12 protein-coding genes, 1 rRNA gene, 1 pseudogene and 3 other annotated features are annotated in these 24,255 nt (G+C 43.4%); of the genes and pseudogenes, 12 read left to right on the top strand and 2 right to left on the bottom strand.

From position 1 onward, the window contains the following. The first annotated feature begins 42 nt into the window (after positions 1 to 42). Positions 43 to 211, top strand: a sequence feature (23S ribosomal RNA rRNA prediction is too short). 19 nt (positions 212 to 230) lie between these two features. Further along, positions 231 to 390, top strand: a sequence feature (23S ribosomal RNA rRNA prediction is too short). Between the two features lie 19 nt (positions 391 to 409). Continuing rightward, positions 410 to 653: a sequence feature (23S ribosomal RNA rRNA prediction is too short), on the top strand. A gap of 91 nt (positions 654 to 744) precedes the next feature. The 4 genes and pseudogenes from rrf to HMPREF1534_RS04005 all read left to right on the top strand — a co-directional run bounded on the left by rrf (position 745) and on the right by HMPREF1534_RS04005 (position 9,180). Next, positions 745 to 855, top strand: a 5S ribosomal RNA gene (gene rrf, locus HMPREF1534_RS04020). Positions 856 to 1,043: 188 nt separating this feature from the next. Continuing rightward, a pseudogene (locus tag HMPREF1534_RS21275) lies at positions 1,044 to 2,150 on the top strand (glycoside hydrolase family 88/105 protein); the annotation flags it as partial. A 1,973-nt stretch (positions 2,151 to 4,123) separates the two neighbouring features. Continuing rightward, positions 4,124 to 7,369 (top strand): SusC/RagA family TonB-linked outer membrane protein, encoded by a 3,246-nt coding sequence (locus tag HMPREF1534_RS04010; RefSeq protein ID WP_005943093.1) that lies wholly within the window; start codon positions 4,124 to 4,126, stop codon positions 7,367 to 7,369. 14 nt (positions 7,370 to 7,383) lie between these two features. Continuing rightward, a complete protein-coding gene (locus HMPREF1534_RS04005) occupies positions 7,384 to 9,180 on the top strand; it encodes a RagB/SusD family nutrient uptake outer membrane protein (protein ID WP_005943096.1) in 1,797 nt (598 codons plus the stop codon). Between the two features lie 222 nt (positions 9,181 to 9,402). Here the strand turns inward: HMPREF1534_RS04005 and HMPREF1534_RS04000 are convergent, their stop codons facing one another. Then, positions 9,403 to 12,279 (bottom strand): hybrid sensor histidine kinase/response regulator transcription factor, encoded by a 2,877-nt coding sequence (locus tag HMPREF1534_RS04000; protein ID WP_187327030.1) that lies wholly within the window; start codon positions 12,277 to 12,279, stop codon positions 9,403 to 9,405. A 141-nt stretch (positions 12,280 to 12,420) separates the two neighbouring features. On the opposite strand from HMPREF1534_RS04000, the gene HMPREF1534_RS03995 reads away from it, so the two are divergent. Next, positions 12,421 to 13,707, top strand: coding sequence for an IS1380 family transposase (locus HMPREF1534_RS03995; RefSeq protein ID WP_005936349.1), 1,287 nt, complete (start codon positions 12,421 to 12,423; stop codon positions 13,705 to 13,707). Between the two features lie 162 nt (positions 13,708 to 13,869). Here the strand turns inward: HMPREF1534_RS03995 and HMPREF1534_RS03990 are convergent, their stop codons facing one another. Further along, positions 13,870 to 15,024: a ligand-binding sensor domain-containing protein gene (locus HMPREF1534_RS03990; protein WP_005943101.1), complete on the bottom strand. Its 1,155-nt coding sequence runs from the start codon at positions 15,022 to 15,024 to the stop codon at positions 13,870 to 13,872. Between the two features lie 321 nt (positions 15,025 to 15,345). On the opposite strand from HMPREF1534_RS03990, the gene HMPREF1534_RS03985 reads away from it, so the two are divergent. The 7 genes from HMPREF1534_RS03985 to cysD all read left to right on the top strand — a co-directional run bounded on the left by HMPREF1534_RS03985 (position 15,346) and on the right by cysD (position 24,228). Further along, entirely contained in the window at positions 15,346 to 17,154 is a 1,809-nt protein-coding gene (locus HMPREF1534_RS03985; RefSeq protein WP_005943103.1) for a C10 family peptidase, read from the top strand. A 45-nt stretch (positions 17,155 to 17,199) separates the two neighbouring features. Then, positions 17,200 to 18,618 carry a BACON domain-containing protein gene (locus HMPREF1534_RS03980; RefSeq protein WP_005943106.1) on the top strand — a complete coding sequence of 473 codons (1,419 nt, stop codon included), beginning with the start codon at positions 17,200 to 17,202 and terminating at the stop codon, positions 18,616 to 18,618. Positions 18,619 to 19,059: 441 nt separating this feature from the next. Continuing rightward, on the top strand, positions 19,060 to 20,268 hold the full coding sequence (locus HMPREF1534_RS03975) for a BamA/TamA family outer membrane protein (protein WP_025066941.1): 1,209 nt from the start codon (positions 19,060 to 19,062) through the stop codon (positions 20,266 to 20,268). 14 nt (positions 20,269 to 20,282) lie between these two features. Continuing rightward, positions 20,283 to 21,092, top strand: a complete 810-nt coding sequence (cysQ, locus tag HMPREF1534_RS03970) for a 3'(2'),5'-bisphosphate nucleotidase CysQ (protein ID WP_005943110.1) — start codon at positions 20,283 to 20,285, stop codon at positions 21,090 to 21,092. 15 nt (positions 21,093 to 21,107) lie between these two features. Then, a complete protein-coding gene (locus HMPREF1534_RS03965) occupies positions 21,108 to 22,661 on the top strand; it encodes an SLC13 family permease (protein ID WP_025066942.1) in 1,554 nt (517 codons plus the stop codon). Between the two features lie 29 nt (positions 22,662 to 22,690). After that, positions 22,691 to 23,305 carry an adenylyl-sulfate kinase gene (gene cysC / locus HMPREF1534_RS03960; RefSeq protein WP_005943115.1) on the top strand — a complete coding sequence of 205 codons (615 nt, stop codon included), beginning with the start codon at positions 22,691 to 22,693 and terminating at the stop codon, positions 23,303 to 23,305. Between the two features lie 11 nt (positions 23,306 to 23,316). Beyond that, positions 23,317 to 24,228 carry a sulfate adenylyltransferase subunit CysD gene (gene cysD / locus HMPREF1534_RS03955; protein ID WP_005840186.1) on the top strand — a complete coding sequence of 304 codons (912 nt, stop codon included), beginning with the start codon at positions 23,317 to 23,319 and terminating at the stop codon, positions 24,226 to 24,228. Positions 24,229 to 24,255: the final 27 nt, after the last annotated feature.

Raw genomic sequence — 24,255 nt, forward strand, 5'->3', positions numbered from 1 at the left:
ATACGAGGACACTGATTGGTGGGTAGTTTGACTGGGGTGGTCGCCTCCAAAAGTGTAACGGAGGCTTCTAAAGGTGCCCTCAGACCGATTGGTAACCGGTCTCAGAGTGTAATGGCATAAGGGCGCTTGACTGGGAGACTAACAAGTCGAGCAGGTAGGAAACTAGAGCATAGTGATCCGGTGTTTCCGCATGGAAGGGACATCGCTCAAAGGATAAAAGGTACTCCGGGGATAACAGGCTGATCCCTCCCAAGAGCTCATATCGACGGAGTGGTTTGGCACCTCGATGTCGGCTCGTCACATCCTGGGGCTGGAGAAGGTCCCAAGGGTTGGGCTGTTCGCCCATTAAAGTGGCACGCGAGCTGGGTTCAGAACGTCGTGAGACAGTTCGGTCTCTATCTATCGTGGGCGTATGAAATTTGCGTGGCTCTGACACTAGTACGAGAGGACCGTGTTGGACAGACCTCTGGTTTACCGGTTGTGCCGCCAGGTGCATTGCCGGGTATCTAAGTCTGGATCGGATAAGTGCTGAAAGCATCTAAGTACGAAGCCGGCCACAAGATTAGATTTCTCAGGGTCGTTGTAGACTACAACGTTGATAGGATGCAGGTGTAAAGATGGAGACATCAAAGCCGAGCATTACTAATTGCCCGTTCACTTTCTTTATATGCCGGATGTTGTATACGTTTAGCGGTTGCTATGAAATGAAATTACGGTTACAGCTTATCAATATGTCAACCTTCTTCAGGTGGCTATAGCACAAGGGTTCCACCTCTTCCCATTCCGAACAGAGAAGTTAAGCCTTGTCACGCCGATGGTACTGCGTAACAGTGGGAGAGTAGGTAGCCGCCGTTTTTGATGAAAGCCTCCGAGTCATTTGACTGACTCGGAGGCTTTTTTTTGTGTTTATACTGAGTTTCCGACTTGGAAGGGGTGAAAATGCTATTTGAGTACTATAAATGTATATACTCAGGACAATATTGCTACATAAAGAATACCTGAAGCTTTAATTTTGTAGCAATAAAAAAACTATAAATATTATTATGAATAAACGAATAGCATTTTTGTTGTCTTTGTGCTGGGTGGTATGTTGCTCTTATGCACAAAATTCTTTTTCAAAACATGAAGTAAGACAAACAATGAGGCGTGTTGCCGACTGGCAAATTGCCCACATGAAAGAAGTTACCTATGATCCGTTGAATTGGGTAAATGCTACGTTTTATCTGGGCTTGTCTAAATGGGCATCCGTGGCGGAGCAGGAAAATCAGGATGATTTTTATTTTAAGTGGTTGCGGCGCTTGGGGGCACGCAATTATTGGCAAGTGGATAAACGGATGTATCATGCAGATGATATCTGTGTTGCACAAACATATTTGGATCTTTATCGTAAATATGGAAAAGAAGAGATGCTGATTCCTACGAAGGCCCGTACTGAATGGGTGATGGAGCATCCTTCTAAAGGATCTTTCTTATTGGATTATGGTGATGCTTCCACTTTAGAAAAATGGACATGGTGCGATGCATTATTTATGGCTCCGCCGGTTTATGCCCGTTTGTATAACATTACCGGTGATAAGAAATTTCTCCGTTTTATGGATAAGGAGTATAAAGAGACTTATGAGTTCCTTTATGATAAGGATGCCCGTTTGTTTTATAGAGACCATCGTTACTTTACTCAAAAAGAGGCCAATGGTGAGAAGGTGTTTTGGGGGAGAGGAAACGGATGGGTATTGGGTGGACTGGTCGAAATTCTTCGTGAACTTCCTGCGGGAAATAAATACAGAACTTTTTATGAGAACCTGTTTGTGGAACTGGCTACTCGTGTAGCCACCTTGCAACAGTCTGACGGCTTTTGGAGAGCCAGTATGCTGGACCCTCATTCTTATTCTTCTCCGGAAACCAGTTGTTCCGGTTTCTTTGTCTATGCTTTGGCATACGGCATCAACGAAGGATTGTTGTCGAAAGAAGAATTCCTTCCCATAGTGGAAAAGGGCTGGAAAGCTTTGGTAGGGGCAGTAGAGGAAGATGGTAAATTGGGCTATGTGCAGCCTATTGGTGCTGACCCCAAAAAAGTAACCCGTGAAATGACAGAGGTGTATGGCCCGGGTGCATTTTTGCTGGCAGGGACAGAGGTTTACCGGATGGCAAAAGACGAGATACATGGAAATAATATTTCGGCAGAACGTATTCGTGAGATAGCCGACATGTTACCGGAAAAACCGGAAGGTATCGGAGTAACTTATAAAGATCGTACTTATTGGGATAAGATGAAGAATACTCCTGAAGCTCGAAAATTAATTGAAGAGGCTCATACCAGCCTGAAGGACGGAATGCCGCCTTTTGTAGATTCGCTTTATTTGCATCTTAATAAGACCGAGATTCGTCTGCCGGGAGAGAACATGATGAATGCCCGTTATCAATATTTGTGGCGATTGGTATTGGCGGAATGTTTGGAAAATAAGCGACGGTTTATTCCGGCGATTTGTGAAGGGGTGGAAGAGCTCTGTCGCCAGAAGCCTTGGTCAATTCCTGCACATGACCGTAACTTGCATAACTATCATGGAACTGATTATTATGTGGATTTGGTTGTTGCTACTGCCGGAAATACATTGGCGCAATGTATTTATTTATTGGATGACCGCTTGCCGGCCGAAACGAAAGCTTTGGCGATGTGTGCTTTCCGTGAGAAGGTGTTCCGCCCTATCTACCGTTGTTTGGAAGAAACAAAACCTTTTTATTGGTTTACTGTCACGAATAACTGGAACTCGGTGTGCTTGGCCGGCGTGACAGGAGCTGCACTTGCTTTGTTGCAGGACAAGGAAGAGCGTGCTTACTTTGTGGCTGCTGCTGAGAAGTATTATGTATATGGAATGAAGGGATATAGTGATGACGGATATTGCAGTGAGGGGGTAGGATATTATAATTATGGTTTTTGCTCGTTTATCTTGTTGCGTGAAGAAATTTGTCGTGCTACGAAAGGGAAGATTGATTTCTTCCGTACTCCTAAGTTTGCCCGTATTGCACAATATGGAAAGAAGATTCAGATCATGAATCAGGTTTGCCCTGCCTACGCCGACTGTCGTGCAGGTGTTTCACCTTCTTGGTTTATTACAAACTATTGTGATAATGTGTTGGGTACAGCTCCTTATGAAGAAAAATATGAAATACCCGGTATGGATAATCTTTCATTGCACACCATCGGCATGTTCCCCCATCAGGCTTGGAAAGTGGAAATGACTCCCGAAATACAAGAGGTATTGAAGGCCGAGGCTGATGAACTTCATTCTTGTTATGATGAAGCAGGCATTATTATTAGCCGCCCTGCTACCGGTTCGACTTGTCGTTTGGGCGTATCTGTAAAGGGAGGGCATAACGCGGAAAACCATAATCATAATGATGTGGGTTCTTATGCAGTAGTGATGGGTAGTCAGACGATGGCAGGCGATATGGGTGGACCTTTCTCTTATCCCGGTGACTATTTCAGTGGAAATGCTTATAAATATCCTATTAAAAATTCATTTGGTCATCCCGTTCCCTTTATCAACGGACAATGTCAGGTGTCGGGCAAGAAGGCTCAGGGAGTGGTGTTGAAGAAAGAACTGACTGGCGGCACAGATATCTTTCAGATTGATTATACATCTGCTTATGCTACTGCGGTACCTGAACTGGAAAAGCTGATACGTACCTTTACTTATAATCGTGCCGGAGAAGGAACGTTCGTGATTGAAGACCGTTTTGAAGCAGTGTCAGGAATTTCTTTTGAAACAGCTATTACTACTCGTGCCGACTGGAAGATGATAGGAAATAATCGTTTGGAGTTGGTGCTGGGAGGAGAAAAAATGACGGTGGATATTGAAGCTCCGGGTGTGGTAGAATTTGATTCGGAGACTGTTGAAGTGAACTCTCCTGCTTATACGCGTATCGGTATTCGTCTGAAGAAACCGTTGCAAAGCGGTAGTGTCCGGCTGATAATGTATCCTTCGCGTCCATAGTTATGTATAAAATAGTCCGTTCGGTTAATTTATGTACAAAGAACTCAAAAAAAGGGTATGCTCTAGTGAAGGGCATACCCTATTTTTGTACTGTTAAAAAGTTTACTACTAACGAATTTTAAGCTATTATTATGAAAAAAACATCGAAACGGATTTCTTTGCTTTTACGAAAGAAAGGATTCTTCATGTGCACTACATCAATGCTGTTGGCAAATGTGAGTGTATTTGCAAGTCCGGATGCAGCGAAGACATCTTTGCTGCCGGCTAAATCGGATGTGGCATCAGTGGCCATTGTTGCGCAACAAGGTAAGACTATTACCGGTGTGGTGATGGATTCACAAGAGTCTATTATCGGTGCAAATGTGATGGTAAAAGGTACGACAAACGGTACGATAACCGATTTTGAAGGAAAGTTTACCCTGAGCAATGTACCTGAAGGAGCTATTCTGCAAATCTCTTATATCGGTTATCAGAGTATGGAGATTAAAGTTGGAAATCAAACTAGCTTTACTATCAAATTGAAAGAAGACAGCCAGGCTTTGGATGAAGTAGTGGTTGTGGGGTATGGTTCGCAAAAGAAAGTGAATTTGACAGGTTCTGTGGGAACTGTTGATGCAAAAGTTTTGCAATCACGTCCCATCACTTCGTCTACCAGTGCATTGCAGGGGACTATACCTAACTTGCAGATTACGCCGAGTAGTGGTGAGCCGGGTACCGGAGCAACACTGAATGTGCGTGGTACTACTTCTATAAATGGTGGCAGCCCATTGGTATTGGTTGACGGTGTGGAAATGGATCTTGACATGATTAATCCGAATGATATTGCCAACGTTACGGTCTTGAAGGATGCGGCTGCATCTGCCATCTATGGTGTACGTGCTGCTTATGGTGTTATTTTGGTAACTACGAAAAATGCAGGTTCGGATATGAAGACTACTGTATCTTATTCCGGTAACGTGGCATTCTCTAAACCGACTGTATTGCCGGAGATGGTCGACACAAGTTGGGAACATGCCGAATTTGTAAATCGGGCAATGACAAATGCTAATTTGGATGTGATGTATAATCCGGATACAGTGGAAAAAATGAAGAATTATGCTAATGATCCGGCTAATAATCCTGAATATGAAGTGCTGAACGGTACTATGTATTATTATGGTCATTCTGATTGGACCGATTTAATGCTGAAGAAATATACTCCTTCTCATCGCCATAATATAAATATTTCGGGAGGTAATGAAAAGACTAAATTTTATACTTCTGTAGGTTATGTAAATCAATCTGGGATGTATAAAGTGGGGGAAGACAGCTATCAGCGTTTGAATACTCGTTTGTCTGTAGATAATCAAACGACTCCATGGATGAAGCTGGGGGCTAAAGTATTGTATAACTATACTACTACCGATAAGCCTCATAAATATAAAGATGATGTTTGGCAGCAGATGGTATTTTCAACTCCGACACGTATGGCTCGTCCGTGGGGAGGTGATGCACGTTATCCGGAACTTGACCAATATGCCGGTAAATATTTCGATGACCAGAATCCTATTTCTTTGCTGGAACAAGGAGGTCGTGACAAGAAGAAAGTACATGATATCTGGTTGACAGGTAGTGCGGATTTTACTTTTACGAAAGATTGGCATGCACGTGTGGATTTTACTTATAACCTGAATTACAGCCGCAGTGCCGAACATCGTAAAAAAGTGGATATGATTACCAATGCTTTTGTTGAGACGGAAGGTAATACCAATAACAACAGTTATTCGTGGGTGAACGGTAATAAAGATTATTATTCTTTCAATGCTTATACAGACTACGAACACACTTTTGCAGAAAAGCATTATGTAAAAGCCATGTTAGGTTTCAATCAGGAATTGACTAAGTATAATACAACTACTGCTACCCGTCAGAACCTTATATCTCAGGATTTACCTTCAATGAGCTTGGGTACCGGTATGCAAACTGTTAGTGAAAGCGGTTATGAATGGGCATTACGCGGCGGTTTCTTCCGTTTGAATTATATCTATAATAACCGTTATCTATTTGAAGTGAACGGCCGTTATGACGGAACTTCCCGCTTCCCGTCCGATAATCGTTTTGTATTCCTGCCTTCATTCTCGGGAGCATGGCGTGTTTCGGAAGAAGCTTTCATGGAATCTACCCGTTCTTGGTTGGATAACTTGAAGGTACGTGCTTCATACGGTATCTTGGGTAATCAGTTGTTGACGGCCAGCAGTTGGTCGGGTAACACTAAATATTATCCGTATATCCCCTTTATGGCTTCGGGTACAGCAGGAAACTGGCTGTTTGTAGACGGTGAGAAATCTTTGTATATCAATCCGGCAGGCTTGGTATCCAGCGACTTGACTTGGGAAAAAGCTTCTACCTTTAATATTGGTCTTGATTTTACAATGTTGAACCAACGTTTGGACTTCTCTTTTGACTGGTATCAGAGAACAACATCGGATATGCTTGTTAAAGTGGAATATCCTGAAGTATTGGGAACAACAGCTCCTCCTGCCAACAAAGCGGAGCTACGCACTCGCGGTTGGGAAGTATCCGTTAAATGGAATGACCGTATTGGCAATGACTTCTCTTATGATTTAGGCTTTATCCTTTCGGATTCACAGGCTGAAATTACTAAATATGAAAATCCGAGTGGAACATTAAGTGACTATTATGTAGGTCAGAAGATTGGTGAAATATGGGGATATGAAACAGAAGGTTTCTATCAGTCGGACACTGATGTGCAAAACCATGCAGACCAGTCTAAGTTAGGTGCTAACTGGGCTCCCGGTGATATCATGTATAAAGATCTGGATGGAAATAAGAAGATAAACAACGGCTCGAATACATTAGACGACCATGGTGACTTGAAAGTAATCGGTAACACTACTCCGCGTTACCAATACGGTATCACTGCTAATATGTCTTATAAGAATGTATATTTGAATGTCTTCTTCCAGGGTATCGGCAAACGTGATTTCTGGCCGAGTTCACAACCTTTCTGGCCGGTGGCAACACAGTATTATAATACTCAGAAATGGTTTGTTACGGACTCATGGTCTGAAGATAATCGTGATGCATATTTTGCACGTCCTATTGCACGCGAAACAAAGAACCAACAAAAGCAGACCAAGTATTTGCAGGATGCTTCTTACTGTCGTCTGAAGAATCTGACAGTAGGATATGACTTCCCGAAATCATGGTTGAGCTTCCTGCACGTTGCAAAGGCAGGTGTTTATTTTAGTGCTGAGAACTTGTTTGAATTCACCAATGTGAAGGGAGCTTACGATCCTGAAGCGGCAGGTAAGAATGGTACTATGGTATATCCGTTCCAGCGTACTTATTCATTCGGGTTAAACGTAACATTCTAAATTTAGTAGACAAGATGAAAAAAATAATATTAAATATAGCAGCTTTAGCGGCTGTATCATTGATGTGTGTTTCTTGTAATGACTCCTTTTTGGATAGAAATCCGACACACGACTTGAATGACAATAGCTATTGGAAGACCGAAAGTGACCTTGAAGTCTATAATAACGGTATTTACAATGAAGCCGGAAATGACAGTTATTACCGTTTTATGGTAGGACATACCCTGGGTGCATGGAATAGTAGTTATGCGGATTATTTCTGGAAGGATGTACAGACTGATAACTATGTTTCGAAGAGTAACTCAAACCATACTTCGTATACAAAGATTGCTGCCGGGAAAGAGACGGTTCCCAATGACCCGACTGCCGGAGGGTGGTATTGGACTTTGCTGCGCCGCATCAATACTTTCTTTGCTAATTATGAGAAAGTGGGAATAGCAGAAAATATCAGAAACAAGTATGCAGGTGAGGCTTATTTCTTTCGTGCATGGTTCTATTTGGATAAAGTGCAGATGTATGGTGATGTCCCTTATATCACTACTCCTTTGACTACGGATTCTGAAGAACTGTATGGGCCGCGTACTCCCCGCAAGGAAGTGATGGACCATGTTCTGGAAGATATCAATAAGGCTTGCGACTATTTGCCGGAAGACTGGGGTAATAAAGGGGTGCGTGTGACAAAAGGTGCAGCATTGGCATTAAAATCACGTATTTGCCTTTACGAAGGTACTTATAGAAAATACCATGGACTGGGTGATTATGAAAACTTCTTGCAGGAAGCTGTGAAAGCATCTGAAGCGTTGATGGCAATGAAGAAATATGAAATCTATAATACCGGAAATCCGGATAGAGACTATGCCACTTTATTTACCAGTGATGATTTGACTGATAATAAAGAAGTGATTCTGTTTAGAAAGTATGTAGCCGGTTTGTTGGGACATCGTTTGTGCGGTTATTTGGTTGCTTCGGGTAATGGTGCTACAAAGGATTTTGTAGACGACTTCCTTTGCATCGAACCGGATGGAAGTGCTAAACCTGTTGCTTTGAGTGAGACTTTTAATGATGATGAGTATGAGAATGTTTTGGATAACCGTGACCCGCGTTTGACTCAGATTGTACTTGATCCTCGCCACTCAAAAGAAATTCTGTACAATAAAGACAAGTTTATCTTCCCTCGGGTAGCGGGAATGACAGGTTGGGAATCGGCTACAGGTTATCATGTTATTAAGTATTATATTGCCGAGCAAGATATGAAAGGTTACGGTAACGAGACACATGACGCTCCATTGTTGCGCTATGCTGAAGTCTTATTGAATTTGGCAGAGGCAAAAGCTGAATTGGGAACAATTACACAGTCTGATTTAGACCGGACTGTCAATGTGATTCGTGACCGTGCCGGAATGCCTCACTTGACCCTGAATCCTGTAATGGACCCGAAATATGCGGCTGAAGGTTTGTCTTCCCTTATTATTGAAATTCGTCGTGAACGTCGTGTTGAACTGTGTTTTGAAGATACTCGCTATCAGGATTTGATGCGTTGGAAATGGGGCAAGCGTTTGGCAAATCGTGTACTGGGTATGCGTTTTGAACCGTCAGATTTTGATAATCCTCGTTTTAATCCGTCAGAAGGCAAGGCTGATCCTGAACGTGTGAAGCTGTTTGAATTGAACGGAAAACATTATATTGATGTGTTTGCCGGCACCGACTGGGAAAATCGCTCGTTTGATGAAAATAAGCATTATTATCATCCTATACCTGTTAATGTGATTGGTAAGAACAAAGAGATAACACAGAATCCGGGATGGGATTAAACAAATATCTTAATTGTTGAGGTAAAAGGTTGGATTACGGTTAGGTTTGGGGTGTGTCAAAACTAAAACGGTCTATTAAATTGTCAACTGTAGGGGGAGGGTTTGCCTGCCCGAATACACAAAGCAAGCTGTTTTCGGGCGAGCGAACCTCGCCCTTACGGGCTAAACGACAGCATTAGAACGTCTTGATACACCCCTATTTATTTTCTCCCCTATTGTCTTCTACTCCTCTTTTGCGGGTGGATTAGCATTCTTACGTACATTCAAAGGAGCAATACCATAGAATGTTTTGAAACATTTGCTGAAGTACCTGGCCGAAGAGAATCCGAGCTGGTAGGAAATTTCCGTCACATTGAGATGAGGTGCATTGTTTAATAAATGCATGGCTTCTTCCAGTTTTAACTTGAGAGTAAACTCGTTGGGAGTCAGTCCGGTTATTTCTTTTAATTTCGTATATAGTTTGCTGCGTCCCATTCCAAGCTCAGAGGCGAGAAGATTCATGTCAAACTCCGGGTTTTCAAAATTCTCTTTAATTATTTGTGTCGCTTTTTCCAATAGTTGTCGGTCGTTTATGTTAATGGTGTCCGGGGCTTCTTGTTTGTTGGCAATAGGCTGTTTAAGCCGTTCCAGCATTTGTTGCCGAGTCTTAATAAGGTTACTGCAGCGTGCTATGAGAATTTTCACATTAAAGGGCTTGGTGATATAATCGTCTGCACCGAACATATATCCTTCTATTGTATATTGTTCAGATACCTGTGCTGTGAGCAATATGACGGGGATATAAGATAGTTCGATACTGTTTTTTATTTTGTAGCATAATTCCTTACCCGACATTTCCGGCATCATCACATCGCTGATAATGAGGCTGGGATGTACCTGATATGCCATTTGTAATCCTTCCTTGCCGTTTTGGGCAATGTGTACTTCATACATGGATTCGAATATGCTCTTCAGCAAATCCAGCATTTCTTTATTATCTTCCACTATGAGGAGCACAGGTTTTCCACTGTCTGTATCCGGTACAACGGGAAGGACTTCTTCAACAGGCATTTCTGTCAGGTCGAGCGGCTTGTTGATATCTCTGCTGTCATCCGTGGTCAGGCGGGTATGCGCAATGTCTTCGGGTGAAAAATGGGAATTTCCTTTTAGCAGGTCAATAATGAATTCGCTTCCTTGTTCAGGTTCGCTTTTTACATGGATGTTTCCATGATGCAGGTCGATGATTCCTTTGGAAAGTGCTAGTCCGATTCCTGTGCCGAGCGTGAATTTGTTGGCACCATTCTCCAGTTGGTAGAAACGCTCGAATATTTTGTTGACTGCTTCTTGCGGAATGCCGGAACCATTATCCTTTATACTTATATGAGCCTGTGTGTTTGTACTGCTGATGCTCACATTGATTTTACCTCCTTTTGGGGTATATTTAAAGGCGTTTGAAATCAGATTGAATATGACTTTTTGCAGTTGTACCGGGTCAAACCATAGTTTGAGTTCCTGTTCCGGGCATTCAAACCGGTAATTGATTTGCTGGGTGGCGGCATATTCATAAAAGGACATATATATTTCCTTTATAAAAGGGACGATATCCTTATGTTCAATTTTCAGTTTCAGGTAGCCTTGTTCCTGTTTGCGGAAGTCTAAAAGTTCTGAAATGAGATCTCTCATGTGCCACGCGTTCTTATAGATATGCAATATACGATTATAGATGGTGGGAGCAAGCTTGTTTGACTGCAATAACACTTCAATCTGTCCGATAATCAGTGTGAGAGGGGTGCGGAACTCATGTGAAATGTTGGTGAAGAATCTCAGTTTGACCTGATTTAGCTCTTCTGTACGTTCTTTTTCTTTGCGCTCGAATTGGAGTGAGGTCTGAAGTTGGGTTTGTTTGGTTTTGATATAAATGATGAGGTACATGATACCAATCACACACAATATATATATCATAAATGCCCAGTAAGTGGCATAGAATGGAGGAGCGATGTAGATGTTGAGGCTGATACTGTGCGTACCTTGATGTTCGCGAACGGTTAAACGATACATGCCCGGACTGAGATTGGTGTAGGAAATAGACTGTGAATGGGTAGGAATCCAATGGTCGGAAAAGCCTTCTAATTTGTATTCATAAATGATGTCTTCGTTCAACGTATAATTGGAGGAACAAAACTCGAAGATTAGATTGTTCTGGTCGTGTGAAAGCTTGATTTCTTTTACTTGCGAGAGTGTTTGCGAGAGGATTCCGGTTTCATCATCGGGCAGTACGCGTGTGTTATGCACCCACAACTGATCAAAATAGATATGATAATTATTGTTGCTGTGGTAGAGTTGTTCTTCGAAAAAAGAAAGCATGCCGTTTACTCCGCCGATAAAGGTTTCTCCATTTTGTGCGAAATAAATGCTTGACCCCTGGCAATATCCCATTTGAAATAAATTGTATGTATGCTTGCTTTTACCGGTTTCGGGATCGAAGAGGGAGAATCCTTTGCTGTGTAGAATCAGTAGATGGCGGTAAATGGGAGATTCACAGATATAGTAGCAATAATCGCTAGGCAGCGCATTATTGCCTAATCCATATTGACAGAAGGAATCATTGTCGGGGATATATTTGAATAAGCCTGAGCCGATGGTACCAAAGTATATCTCGCCTTTGCTGTTTTCCATGATATCCACTATCCTGAATTTGCCGATGGAAGAAGAGTCTTGCGCATTGGTATAATAGCGATGGAGGCTGTTGTCCGTCATGTGGATACACAGAAGTCCTCCTTTTGAATCGGCCAGCCATAATCTTTCTTTGCTGTCAATAAGAAAGGTTTCGAATTGATAGGGACGGAAGAGAAGCTTATTGATGTCCTCATTGTGGGTGAGGGGGGAGAATGCCTCTTGCTCGGGATTGAAAAGGTAGACACCGGCTTGCGTCAGTATAATAAGCTTGTCTTTATAAGGTTGTATTTCGTTGACGATATTTCCGGCTTGTGAAGTCGGGTTGTTTTGAGAAGGAATTAGCGTACGGAACTGTTTCCGGGTAATGTCGAAGACGGCGAGACCGCCTGTATGTGTACCTATGTATAGTTTGTTTCTTTCCTTGGCATAATAGATACATTTCATATTATCCTTAATTCCGCAACATAATTGATAATTATTTTTATAAGTTCCTGAGCAACATTTTGTTGCCCAGGTTTTTGCCATGTCAGCGTTTTCACTTACCTTAGTGTTGCGAATCCAAAGACAAAGAAAACCGTAACAAGCATGGCAAATGTAGCAATAAAATCCGAAAGACTCACTCCTTTTGGAGGCATATTTCCAATCATGGAGCAATTTACCTCCCTTCTCTCCTCTACAATTGACTCAACACTTGGGTTGAGATGCAAACTCTATGGTTATCAATACAGCGAAATCATCCGCTCCCTCCTATGCGTTTACTTCTGCGGCGGTTCTTGCGTTGAGGATGTCACCGCCCACTTAATGAGTCATCTTTCCCTTCACCCCACACTCCGCACCTGTAGCGCCGACACCATCCTCAGGGCAATAAACGAACTGGCCCGGGAAAACATCTCATACACATCTGATGCCGGAAAGTCCTATGACTTCAATACGGCAGACACACTCAACACATTGCTCCTGAATTGCCTGTTGGCCACAGGGCAGTTGAAAGAGGGCGGGGAGTATGACGTTGACTTTGACCACCAGTTCATTGAGACGGAGAAGTACGATGCAAAGCCCACGTACAAGAAATTTCTTGGTTACAGGCCCGGTGTGGCCGTTATCGGCGACATGATTGTCGGCATAGAGAACAGCGACGGCAACACCAATGTACGCTTTCACCAGGGTGACACGCTAAAGAGGATTTTGGGGAGACTTGAAGAAAAGAAAATGGCAGTCAACCGCTTCAGGGCCGACTGCGGCTCATGCTCTGAAGACATTGTGGATGAGGTCAGGAAGCATTGCAGGACATTCTACATACGTGCCAACCGCTGCTGCTCGCTCTATGATGACATCTTCGCGCTCAGGGGGTGGAAGAGGGAAGAAATAAACGGCATTGTGTTTGAGTTGAACTCCATTCTCGTTGAGAAGTGGAAAGGCAAACCGTATCGCCTGATAATCCAGAGACAGAGACGCATGGGCAGTGGACTTGACCTGTGGGAGGGGGAATATACATACCGCTGCATCCTGACCAACGATTACGAATCATCCATGAGCGACATCGTGGAGTTCTATAACATGCGTGGAGGCAAGGAACGCATCTTTGATGACATGAACAATGGGTTTGGATGGGGCAGACTGCCTAAATCCTTCATGGCGGAAAATACCGTGTTCCTGCTCCTGACGGCACTGATACGCAATTTTTACAAGGCCATCATGCAAAGGATTGAAGTGAAGAAGTTCGGGCTCAAGGAAACCAGCCGTATCAAGACGTTTGTCTTCAAATTCATTTCAGTACCTGCCAAGTGGATTAAGACCGCAAGGCAATGTGTGCTGAACATCTACACCGACAACCATGCATATGCAGAAGCCTTCAAAACTTCTTCCGGATGATTTACGTCACTTGATGGCCACTGATTGCGTATTGCCTCAAGTCGCTTTATGGGGTAAGGGGATAGTATGCGCATTGAAACGGACGCGAGGACTTAATGGCTGTCTTACGAATCAAAAGTCCATTTCTCTTGTAGGTAGCACTTCGGGAATGGAGTTGCGGATTTAAGGATTATTATGAGCTGTTCCGGGCAGTCCATTGGCATGATAAGAGAATTTCTCAAAGGTCCGGGTAGTTCGGTTGAACAGATTCAATCCTCCTCCTTCCGTACATATCCAAAGGTTCCCCGTCCTGTCTTCTACCATCTTGCCGACAAAAGGAAAACTCAGGAAATGGTTTCCTGTTGCTCCCGAACCATAAAACCGACACGTGTTGGTATCAGGATTAAAGTAATTTACTCCACCGAAATAAGTTCCTATCCAGATTGTTCCTTGCAGGTCTTTATATAAGCAGTTGATAGAGTTATGGCTGAGTCCGTAGTCTATATTATCTTGATGCAGATGGGCGGACCATGTATCGGAATTTGGGTTATAATGGTTCAGACCATTGAAAGTTCCCACCCAAATATGTCCGTTGTTATCCTCCTGAACTGTTCTTATCTGATTATTGGATAAACGGTTGCTATCGGTGTAATGTGTTATTTCTTCCTGCGGACTGATACGGTATAGACCATCCTGCACAGTGCCGGCCCATATATTTCCTCGGCTGTCTCTGTAGATGGAAGAAACATGAGAGATGCCCGTGATGGTCTTGATTGTTTTATAATCTTTACGGGATATTAATGAAACGCCTTGCTTATGTCCCATCCAGATGTAATCCTTGTCTATAATTAGAGAGTTTCCAATACTGAATTTATTGTCCAAGGTAGCAGCGTGGTGTATTTTTCCGTCACTTTTCAGATAGTATTGCAATTCGTTCCGATACCCGAGCCATAATGTATCTTTATAGCAATACATGGTATGGGCTGCATTTGGAAGGATGCAGGTAAACTTTTCTTTTTCTATATCGAACTTTATCAAATCATAGATGGATCGGATATAGATGCTTCCGCTCTTGTCTCCGCAAATGGCGCTGATTTCATTGTGGGTAAGGCCGTTGTCGTTTTGCGAAGGACGATAGATATCTATCTTGTCGCCATTGTATCTGTTCAGTCCTTCGCTGGAACCAAACCACAATGTTCCTACTTCATCCTGATAAATGGAAAGGACGGTGATTTGCGACAAACCGTCTTTTACATTAATGTGCTTAAAGTGAATATGATTTCCATAGCAAAAGAAAACACAACAGAAAATGAGGATACAAAATATATTTATTCTCATATTAGATTTGTTTTAGGTCTTTTTAGCGAGGCAAATTTAAGTATTAATTAATCAAGATGGAAACGATAAGAAATAAAAAGCATGTAAATGCATCCAAAAGTTTGCAGAACGAAGGAGGATTCTTGATATCGTTCCACCCTGATGAAGTGTCTCGCAAATATTTTTTCTTGATGATAGAGCATAAATAAATGCGATAATTCACAAAAGATAATAGATTTCTTTATATTTGTAATCGGGATTGCCGACTATTCTTTTTCTTGGTTTTTTCTGTTGGAGAGTAATTGGTAAGCCTTAGTATTCATTGCCTTATATTTTAGTTCTATGAGACACTTGCTGTTGTTTTTATTCAGTTTGCTGCCTACTTTCTTGTGGGCAGACAATATTTCGGTAGAGAAGGCTCAAGAGTTGGCTATTACCTTTTTCAAGGAGGGACATCCGCAGCGTTCCGCCTTTTCTTCTTTGCGGTTGCTTGTTACGGATGAAGCCGTGTCTGCCCGGGCAGTGGGAGAGGCTCCTGCCTATTATGTGTTTGGCTGTACCGACAGCGAGGGCTTCGTCATTGTGGCGGGCGATGATGCGGTGATGCCTGTGTTGGGCTATTCGTTCGACAGTAGTTTTCCACAGACCGATTTGCCTGTCAACCTGAAGTTGTGGTTGCAGGGAATCAGTGAAGAGATAGCGGAGAAACGTCGTGCTCCGACGTATGGTTCGACGCAAAGCAACAGTCTGGCTCAACGCTGGACGACGGTCCGTGCCGGACAAGCGGTGGTAGAATTGGAGACGGCTAAATGGGATCAGGCCAATCCTTACAATTGGCTGTGCCCGCACATTGCCGGCAAGGAGACCTATACCGGTTGCACTGCCACCGCTACTGCTATTGTCATGCGATATCATCAGTGGCCCAAGGCGGGTAGTGGCACTTTGCCGGCTTACACTACGAGGACTCACCAGAGATACATTGCTGCACAGTCTTTAGGACATGCCTATGACTGGGACAATATGCCGCTCAGCTACGCGCAATCTTTTTCTTCGACTGCCGGAAATGCCGTAGCCACTCTGATGCGCGACTGTGCACTCATGATTTCGTCTGATTTTGGCCCGATAGGGGGGGAAGGTACAGGCGCTTATGTGACCGATGTAGTGAAAGGACTACAGACTTACATGGGATATGACAAGGACGGACGTTACATAGTGCGCAGTAATTATTCTTTTGCCGAGTGGATGCGGATAATGAAAGGCGAACTGGATGAAAGGCGTCCGGTCATTTATACCGGCGGCAGCAGTGAAGGCGCTCATGCCTTTGTGCTCGACGGTTATGACACTGAAAACTATTTCCGGGTGAACTGGGGATGGAGCGGCTGGGGAAACGGCTACTATCTCTTGTCGGCTCTCGACCCCGTTGAACAGGGAGCAGGCGCTTCCGGCGGCCACTATAATGAATATCAATCGGCACTTATCGGATTGAAGAAGGATGAAGGAGGTATAGGCGTGGAAGATTTTCGTTTCATGTGTTATACGGACGGTAAGAATTACCGGGGAATCACTTCTTCGGAAAAGGTGTTTGAAGTCAATAAGCCTTTCTCGCTGGATATCGGTTTCCTTGGCTATTATGGTAGTCTTCCTTTTACGGGTAAAATCAGTTTGGCTCATGTCGATAAGAATGGAAATATAAAAGAAGATCTTTATTCTTTAATGGCAAGTCAATTACCTTCCGGTTCCGGCTATATGTTGCCCGGAGTACAGGTGACTATCACCCGGCCCATTACTTCCGGCGACCGTATCAGGGCTTATTGGACTCATACGCAGACAAAAAAGATAGAGTGGGTTAAAGGAAACGAGGAAGACGGCTGTGTGTGGGATTTTATCCTGAGTGAGGAGGTAAGTTTGGAAAAGGAGACCTCACTGACCTATAACAACCGGACCCGATTGCTGACACTGCAAGTGCCTGCCGAAACCGTGGTGCAAGTGTTTGGTGCCGATGGCAGCGATTTCAGCCGGATGTGCAAGGTGCAGGAACGGCAGGTAAGCATTGACACCGGGAAACTGTCTGCCGGCACCTACCTGCTGCGTTTGCAACTGCATGACATGACCAAGGAATTGAAGTTCAAGGTGGGAGCTCCTGTGCAATAGAGGTAATAAGATTAATGATTCATAAATACCATAAAGAATATTCGTATGAAAACTTCACGATATAATATACTTCTCGTCTTGTGGGCGCTCATGTTGCTTGTGGCTTGTTCGGACAGTAGTTCTGACGAATCGGAAAAGCCGGTTGCCCCCTCCATTACGCTGGATACTGAAATTCCGCCGGTCATTGTGGCGGAAGGAGGAATGGTTGCGGTCGGTTTTAAGGCGTCAGCGGATTGGACTGCAACCAGTGACCAGCCGTGGTGCATCGTGTCGCCTGCTTCGGGCAAAGCCGGCAACGCTACTGTGACCGTAAGTGCCGAAAAGAATGAGGATTACAATGAACGGAATGCGACTCTGATTTTAAGGGTTGGAACGGTGCAGAAGAAGATTACTGTGACGCAAAAACAGAACGATGCCTTGACGGTGACAGCTGACAAGATAGAGGTTGCCACCAAAGGAGGAGAAATAACGGTAGAGGTAAAGGCTAATGTGACGTTTGAATACGAGGTGGAAGAAGAGGCTGCCGGGTGGATTGTATCGGCTCGTACCGGTGCTCCTCGCGCGCTCACCACTTCGGAGGTGAAGTTCGACATATCTCCCAATGAAGAAGGCAAGAACCGTCAGGGGCGGATTGTCTTCAGCAGCGGTGCGTTGAAGAGCACGGTCACGGTCTATCAGGAGGGAGGCAGCTTATTGTTGCTTTCCAAGGAAGAATATACGGTGTCCAGCGGTGGTGGAGAGATTGTCATAGAGTTGCGTAGCAATGTGGATTATGAAATGGTGCTGCCCGATGTGGATTGGTTGACGGAAGTCAAGACCAAGGCACTTTCTTCTTATTCGCGTCGCATCACCGTGTTGCCCAACGAGGGATATGACGCACGAACGGCAGAAATATACTTCGTCAACGAACTGCAAGGAATCAGGGAAAAGGTGAATATCGTGCAGGTGCAGAAAGATGCGGTTCTTGTGGCACGGGAAGAATACGACATGCCTCAAAAAGGAGGAGTCTTGGGATTTGAACTGAATACCAATGTAGAGACTTTCGATGTGGAATGTTCGGAAACATGGATAAGGAAAGCGTTGAAAGGAAGAGGACTGACGGCTTATCCATTGAGCTTTGTCGTGGAAGCCAATCCCGAAGAGGCATCACGCTCGGCTATTATCACTATCATAGGCGGACAGGCAAAACAGCAGGTGGAGGTGGTGCAGGCAGGATTGAGTTCATTAAAACGTATCACTATTGTCCATTCCAACCGTATGTTCAGCATTCCCAGGTTCCGGGGAAGCGACTTGACCGGACTCATCAAATGGGGTGACGGGAAGTCGGAAGAGTACGCCGATGGCATCAGCCATACTTATACTACCGATCCGCCTTATACCGTGGTGGTGGGAATGAATGGTGCGGAAGAGGTGACTTTGCATGACTTGAGCGGTGTGGAAGAAGTGGATTTTTCTAAGTTCTGATGCCATCTGTAACTTATTTCTTCGTATTGGAGGAGAATTGAATCCTGAAGGAAATGGATACCAGGATCGGGACCCAAGAGTTTATAATAATAGCTATATTGAAAATACAAAGAAGAGAATCAGAATGGCAAACTTCGGCAAAAGACTGCGGAGTTTGCCATTCTCATTAGGGAATACTGACTCTGAACACATAATGAACTGAGATTATGGCGGAAGCTAAAGATGGGAAAGAAAAGAGGAATACAGGAAATTGAATAGTGTCAATTACAATGAGGGTATAGCGTGGCACATTATACATTATAAAGTAAGTGAAGAATTTTGAACTAAATTAAAACAAATTCAATGTATTGTTATTTATTGATAGGACTTTTGTATTTTTGAAAACTTATTCATCAAGGAAAGTTTTTTGAGAATGAACTTTCTGCAGACAATAGACTATTTATGAAAATAATATTACTTAGCTTGCTCCTGTGTCTGTTTTGCTCTTGGAATGTGGCGGCACAAGGAAATGACATGAGTTGTTATCCTGAGGACACCATTGCTCATCAACTTTCAAAAAAGGAATTAAGACGCCGGAAGGTGGCCAAACGCAACATACATTATAATATATTGGGAGGACCGAGTTATACTCCGGACTTTGGTGCGTTGATAGGAGGGAGTGCTCTTGTTACATTTCGTATGAATCCGTCGGATACCTTGCAAAAACGTTCTGTATTGCCGATGGCCGTTGCGGTGATGTTCGAGGGAGGGTTGAACCTGATGGTGAAACCTCAGTTGTTTTTCAAGAATGATAAATTCCGTATTTTTGGAAAATTCACTTACAAGAATACATTGGAGAACTTTTATGGAGTCGGGTATACCACCAATAAGCATTATGAGCGCAGTGACTCTACCAGTGAATATCGTTATAGCGGTTTTCAGATTAATCCGTGGTTTTTATTCCGTTTGGGTAAAAGTAATTTCTTTGCCGGTCCTCAGATTGACTTGAGTTATGATAAAATGTCCGAGCCTGCCAAACATTTAATTAATCAGCCTGATTATAAAAGGTTGGGAGGTACCGCCAGCGGATATTCTACTTTCAATTCGGGAGTAGGATTTTTGTTGACTTACGACAGTCGGGATATTCCTGCTAATGCTTATAAAGGTATTTATCTGGATTTTCGTGGATTGATGTATCAGAAATTCTTGGGAGGAGATAATAATTTCTACCGTTTGGAGGTGGACTACCGCCAATATAAAAAGGTAGGAAATAGAAAAGTTATAGCTTGGACTGCTCAGACCAAGAATGTGTTTGGGGATGTTCCTATGAACCAATATGCTTTAAGTGGCACTCCTTTTGATCTTCGTGGGTATTATATGGGGCAGTATCGTGATAAATCTTCTCATGTGGTGCTCGCCGAATATCGTCAGATGTTCAATACGGATAAAAGTACATGGGTAAAGCGTATGTTGCATCATTTGGGTTTTGTTGCTTGGGGAGGTTGTGGTTTTATGGGACCTACCATGGGTAAGATTGAAGGTGTGTTACCCAATGCCGGTGTGGGACTTCGTATCGAGGTGCAGCCGCGTATGAATGTACGTCTGGATTTCGGACGTAATTTTGCCAATGACCAAAGTTTGTTCTATTTCAATATGACAGAAGCATTTTAATGGAAGTAAACACCATGCAGACTGAATATATATTAAAAGCGATAGATGCGGCTTTAGCTGCCGGTAAGGAGATTCTGAACGTTTATAATGATCCTTCTTCTGATTTTCAGATTGAAAGGAAAGCTGATAATTCTCCACTGACTCTTGCAGACCGTAAGGCGCATGAAATCATTATGACTTATTTGCAGGAAACAGACTATCCGGTATTGAGTGAGGAAGGAAAGCATTTGCCATATGAGGTACGGGCGAAATGGGATACGCTGTGGATAGTCGATCCCTTGGATGGCACAAAGGAATTTATAAAACAGAATGGAGAGTTTACTGTCAATATTGCGTTGGTAGAGAAAGGAATTCCTGTTTTTGGAGTGATTTATGTTCCTGTCAAAGAAACGCTTTATTGGGGTGAAGTGGCAACCGGCGCTTATAAAATGGAAGGAGTAACCGGACGTGCAGACCGTTCACTGGAAGAAATGAAGGCATCGGCATTTCGTATGCCGTGTGCCGGAACGCATGAAACTTTTGTTCTGGTCGCTTCCCGTTCCCATCTGTCGGTCGAAACGGAAGAGTATATTGAGGAAAAGCGAAAGATATATCCTCATGTGGAGTTGATATCGGTGGGCAGTTCCATCAAGATTTGCAAAGTGTGTGAGGGACTGGCCGATGAATATCCTCGTTTTGCTCCTACCATGGAGTGGGATACGGCTGCCGGGCATGCCATAGCCAAGGCATCAGGAGCAGAAATATATCAGGCGGGAAAAGAAGAACCGCTGAGGTATAACAAGCCGGACTTGCTGAATCCTTGGTTTATCGTTAAACGAAACTAATATCCGGAGTCGATGCTGACATTTGAAGTGATTATTGTATTTCTGGGGTTGATAGGGATGGTGACCGCGCTGCTTCTTGATAAGATGCGTCCCGGAATGATCTTGTTTTCTGTAACTGTATTTTTCCTTTGTTTTGGTATATTGACACCGAAAGAGATGTTGGAGGGTTTTAGTAACAAGGGAATGATTACTGTGGCGTTGCTTTTCCTGATCAGTGAAGGAGTCCGGCAATCGGGAGCATTGGGACAGTTGATAAAGAAACTTCTGCCTCAGGAGAAAACAACGGTCATGAAGGCGCAGGCACGTATGCTGCCCGTTATTTCCTTTGTTTCTGCTTTTTTGAATAATACACCGGTGGTTGTGATTTTTGCTCCTATTGTCAAACGATGGGCAGAGTCTGTCTGTATTCCGGCAACCAAATTTTTGATTCCTATCTCATACGCTACCATATTGGGTGGAATGTGCACGCTTATCGGGACTTCTACTAATTTGGTGGTGGATGGTATGATTTTGGATGCCGGATATAAGGGGTTTGGAATGTTCGAGTTGGGCAGGGTAGGCGTTTTCATTGCTTTGGCGGGTATTCTTTATTTGTTGTTTTTCTCTTCAGGATTGTTGCCTGAGGCTCGGAAGAATACGGCAGACGATGAGTATGTTGAAGCGGAGCCCTCTTCTTATCATCGTGTTGAGGCGGTGATAGGTGTACGTTTCCCGGGTATCAACAAACGGGTGGGGGATTTTAACTTTGCCCGTCATTATGGTGCCGAAGTAAAAGAAATAAAGCGAAGTGGTGTTAGTATTACCAATAATCTGTCAAGGGTGAAGTTTCATGAGGGAGATACATTGGTGTTATGGGCCGATGATTCATTTATTTCTACATGGGGGGATTCTTCTGTATTTGTATTGTTGGCTAATGGTAAAGACACCGAACCGAAAGGTGACAGGAAAAAACGTTGGTTTGCATTGACTTTGTTGGTGTTGATGATTGTGGGAGCGACAGTGGGAGAGTTACCTTTTATGGAAGAACTATTTCCCGGTGTTGAGCTTGATATGTTCTTTTTTGCGGCTGTAACGACTGTGATAATGGCGTGGACCAAACTTTTTCCGGCACGTAAATATACTAAATACATCTCGTGGGATATCTTGATAACCATTGCCTGTGCATTTGCTATCAGTCGGGCTATGGTAAATTCCGGAGCATCAGGTTTCATTGCTCATGGAATTATTGATATGAGTGATGATTATAGTCCGCATGTGTTGCTGGCTGTTTTATTTATTATCACCAATCTGTTTACTGAGTTGATAACTAATAATGCCGCTGCTGCACTGGCTTTTCCGCTTGCCCTGTCTTTGTCCGATCAGTTGGGTGTAAGTCCGACACCTTTTTTTGTTGTCATCTGTATCGCTGCATCTGCCAGCTTTTTTACTCCTATCGGTTATCAGACTAATTTGATTGTGCAGGGTATCGGAAACTATAAATTTACAGATTTTGTGCGTGTCGGTTTGCCGTTGAACATATTGACGTTTATAATTTCAGTTATTCTGATACCGATGATATGGCCTTTTTGATAAAGTAAAAGATTAAATGAAAATAGAGAATGAAAGACGAGAACATATATCCTATATTTGACCGTATGCTTTCCCGGAAGGATAAAGAAGCGCTGTTGGGACAACGGGGAGTTATGCTGTGGCTGACGGGACTTAGCGGTTCCGGTAAGAGTACTATTGCCATAGCTTTGGAACGTGAATTACATAAACGTGGTTTGCTCTGCCGTATATTGGACGGGGATAATATTCGTAGTGGCATCAATAATAATTTGGGCTTTTCGGCAGAGGATCGTGTGGAAAACATCCGTCGCATAGCCGAAATAGGCAAGTTGTTTGTCGATACGGGAATCATTACCATTGCCGCTTTCATCAGTCCCGGTAATGAGCTTCGGCAGATGGCTGCCCGTATTATCGGGATAGAGGATTTCCTGGAAATCTATGTCAGCACTCCTTTGGTAGAGTGTGAGAAACGTGATGTGAAAGGACTTTATGCCAAAGCACGTCGGGGTGAAATCAAGAACTTTACCGGAATCTCCGCCCCTTTTGAAGCTCCGGAGCATCCTGCCTTATCTTTGGATACTTCTAAGTTGAGTTTGGAAGAGTCGGTCAATACTTTGTTGGAGTTGGTGCTCCCCATTGTTGGTAAAAAAGAAGAAAAAATATAATTCATTATAAAATGGAAGAAAATTATAAATTGAGCCACTTAAGGGAATTGGAAGCGGAGTCTATCCATATCATTCGTGAAGTGGCAGCTGAATTTGAGAATCCTGTTATGCTTTATAGTATTGGTAAAGATTCGTCTGTCATGGTACGTTTGGCAGAGAAGGCTTTCTATCCGGGAAAGGTGCCTTTCCCTTTGATGCATATCGATTCTAAATGGAAATTCAGGGAAATGATAGAGTTCCGTGATCAATACGCCAAAGAACATGGATGGAATTTGATAGTGGAAAGTAATATGGAGGCCTTTAATGCCGGAGTAGGGCCTTTTACGCATGGCAGCAAAGTGCATACCGATTTAATGAAGACACAGGCGTTGCTTCACGGACTGGATAAATACAGGTTTGATGCCGCCTTTGGTGGAGCACGTCGTGATGAGGAAAAGTCACGTGCCAAAGAACGTATATTCTCTTTTCGTGACCGTTTTCATCAGTGGGACCCTAAAAACCAGCGTCCCGAGTTGTGGGATATTTATAATGCTAAGATTCATAAAGGAGAAAGTATCCGTGTGTTTCCATTAAGCAATTGGACTGAACTGGATATCTGGCAGTACATCCGTTTGGAAAATATTCCTATCGTGCCGCTTTATTTTGCCAAGGAACGTCCTGTGGTGAATATAGATGGAAATCTGATTATGGCTGATGATGACCGCTTGCCCGAAGAATATCGGGACCGTATTGAAATGAAGAAAGTGCGTTTCCGTACTTTGGGGTGTTGGCCTTTGACCGGGGCCGTAGAGAGTGATGCCGATACGATTGAGAAGATTGTAGAAGAGATGATGACCACTACCAAAAGTGAGCGTACCACCCGTGTCATTGATTTTGACCAGGATGCCAGTATGGAGCAGAAGAAACGTGAGGGATATTTTTAGAATGATAAGTAGGAATTTTAAATGAAG

The organism is Phocaeicola massiliensis B84634 = Timone 84634 = DSM 17679 = JCM 13223 (assembly GCF_000382445.1).
Classification (GTDB): domain Bacteria; phylum Bacteroidota; class Bacteroidia; order Bacteroidales; family Bacteroidaceae; genus Phocaeicola; species Phocaeicola massiliensis.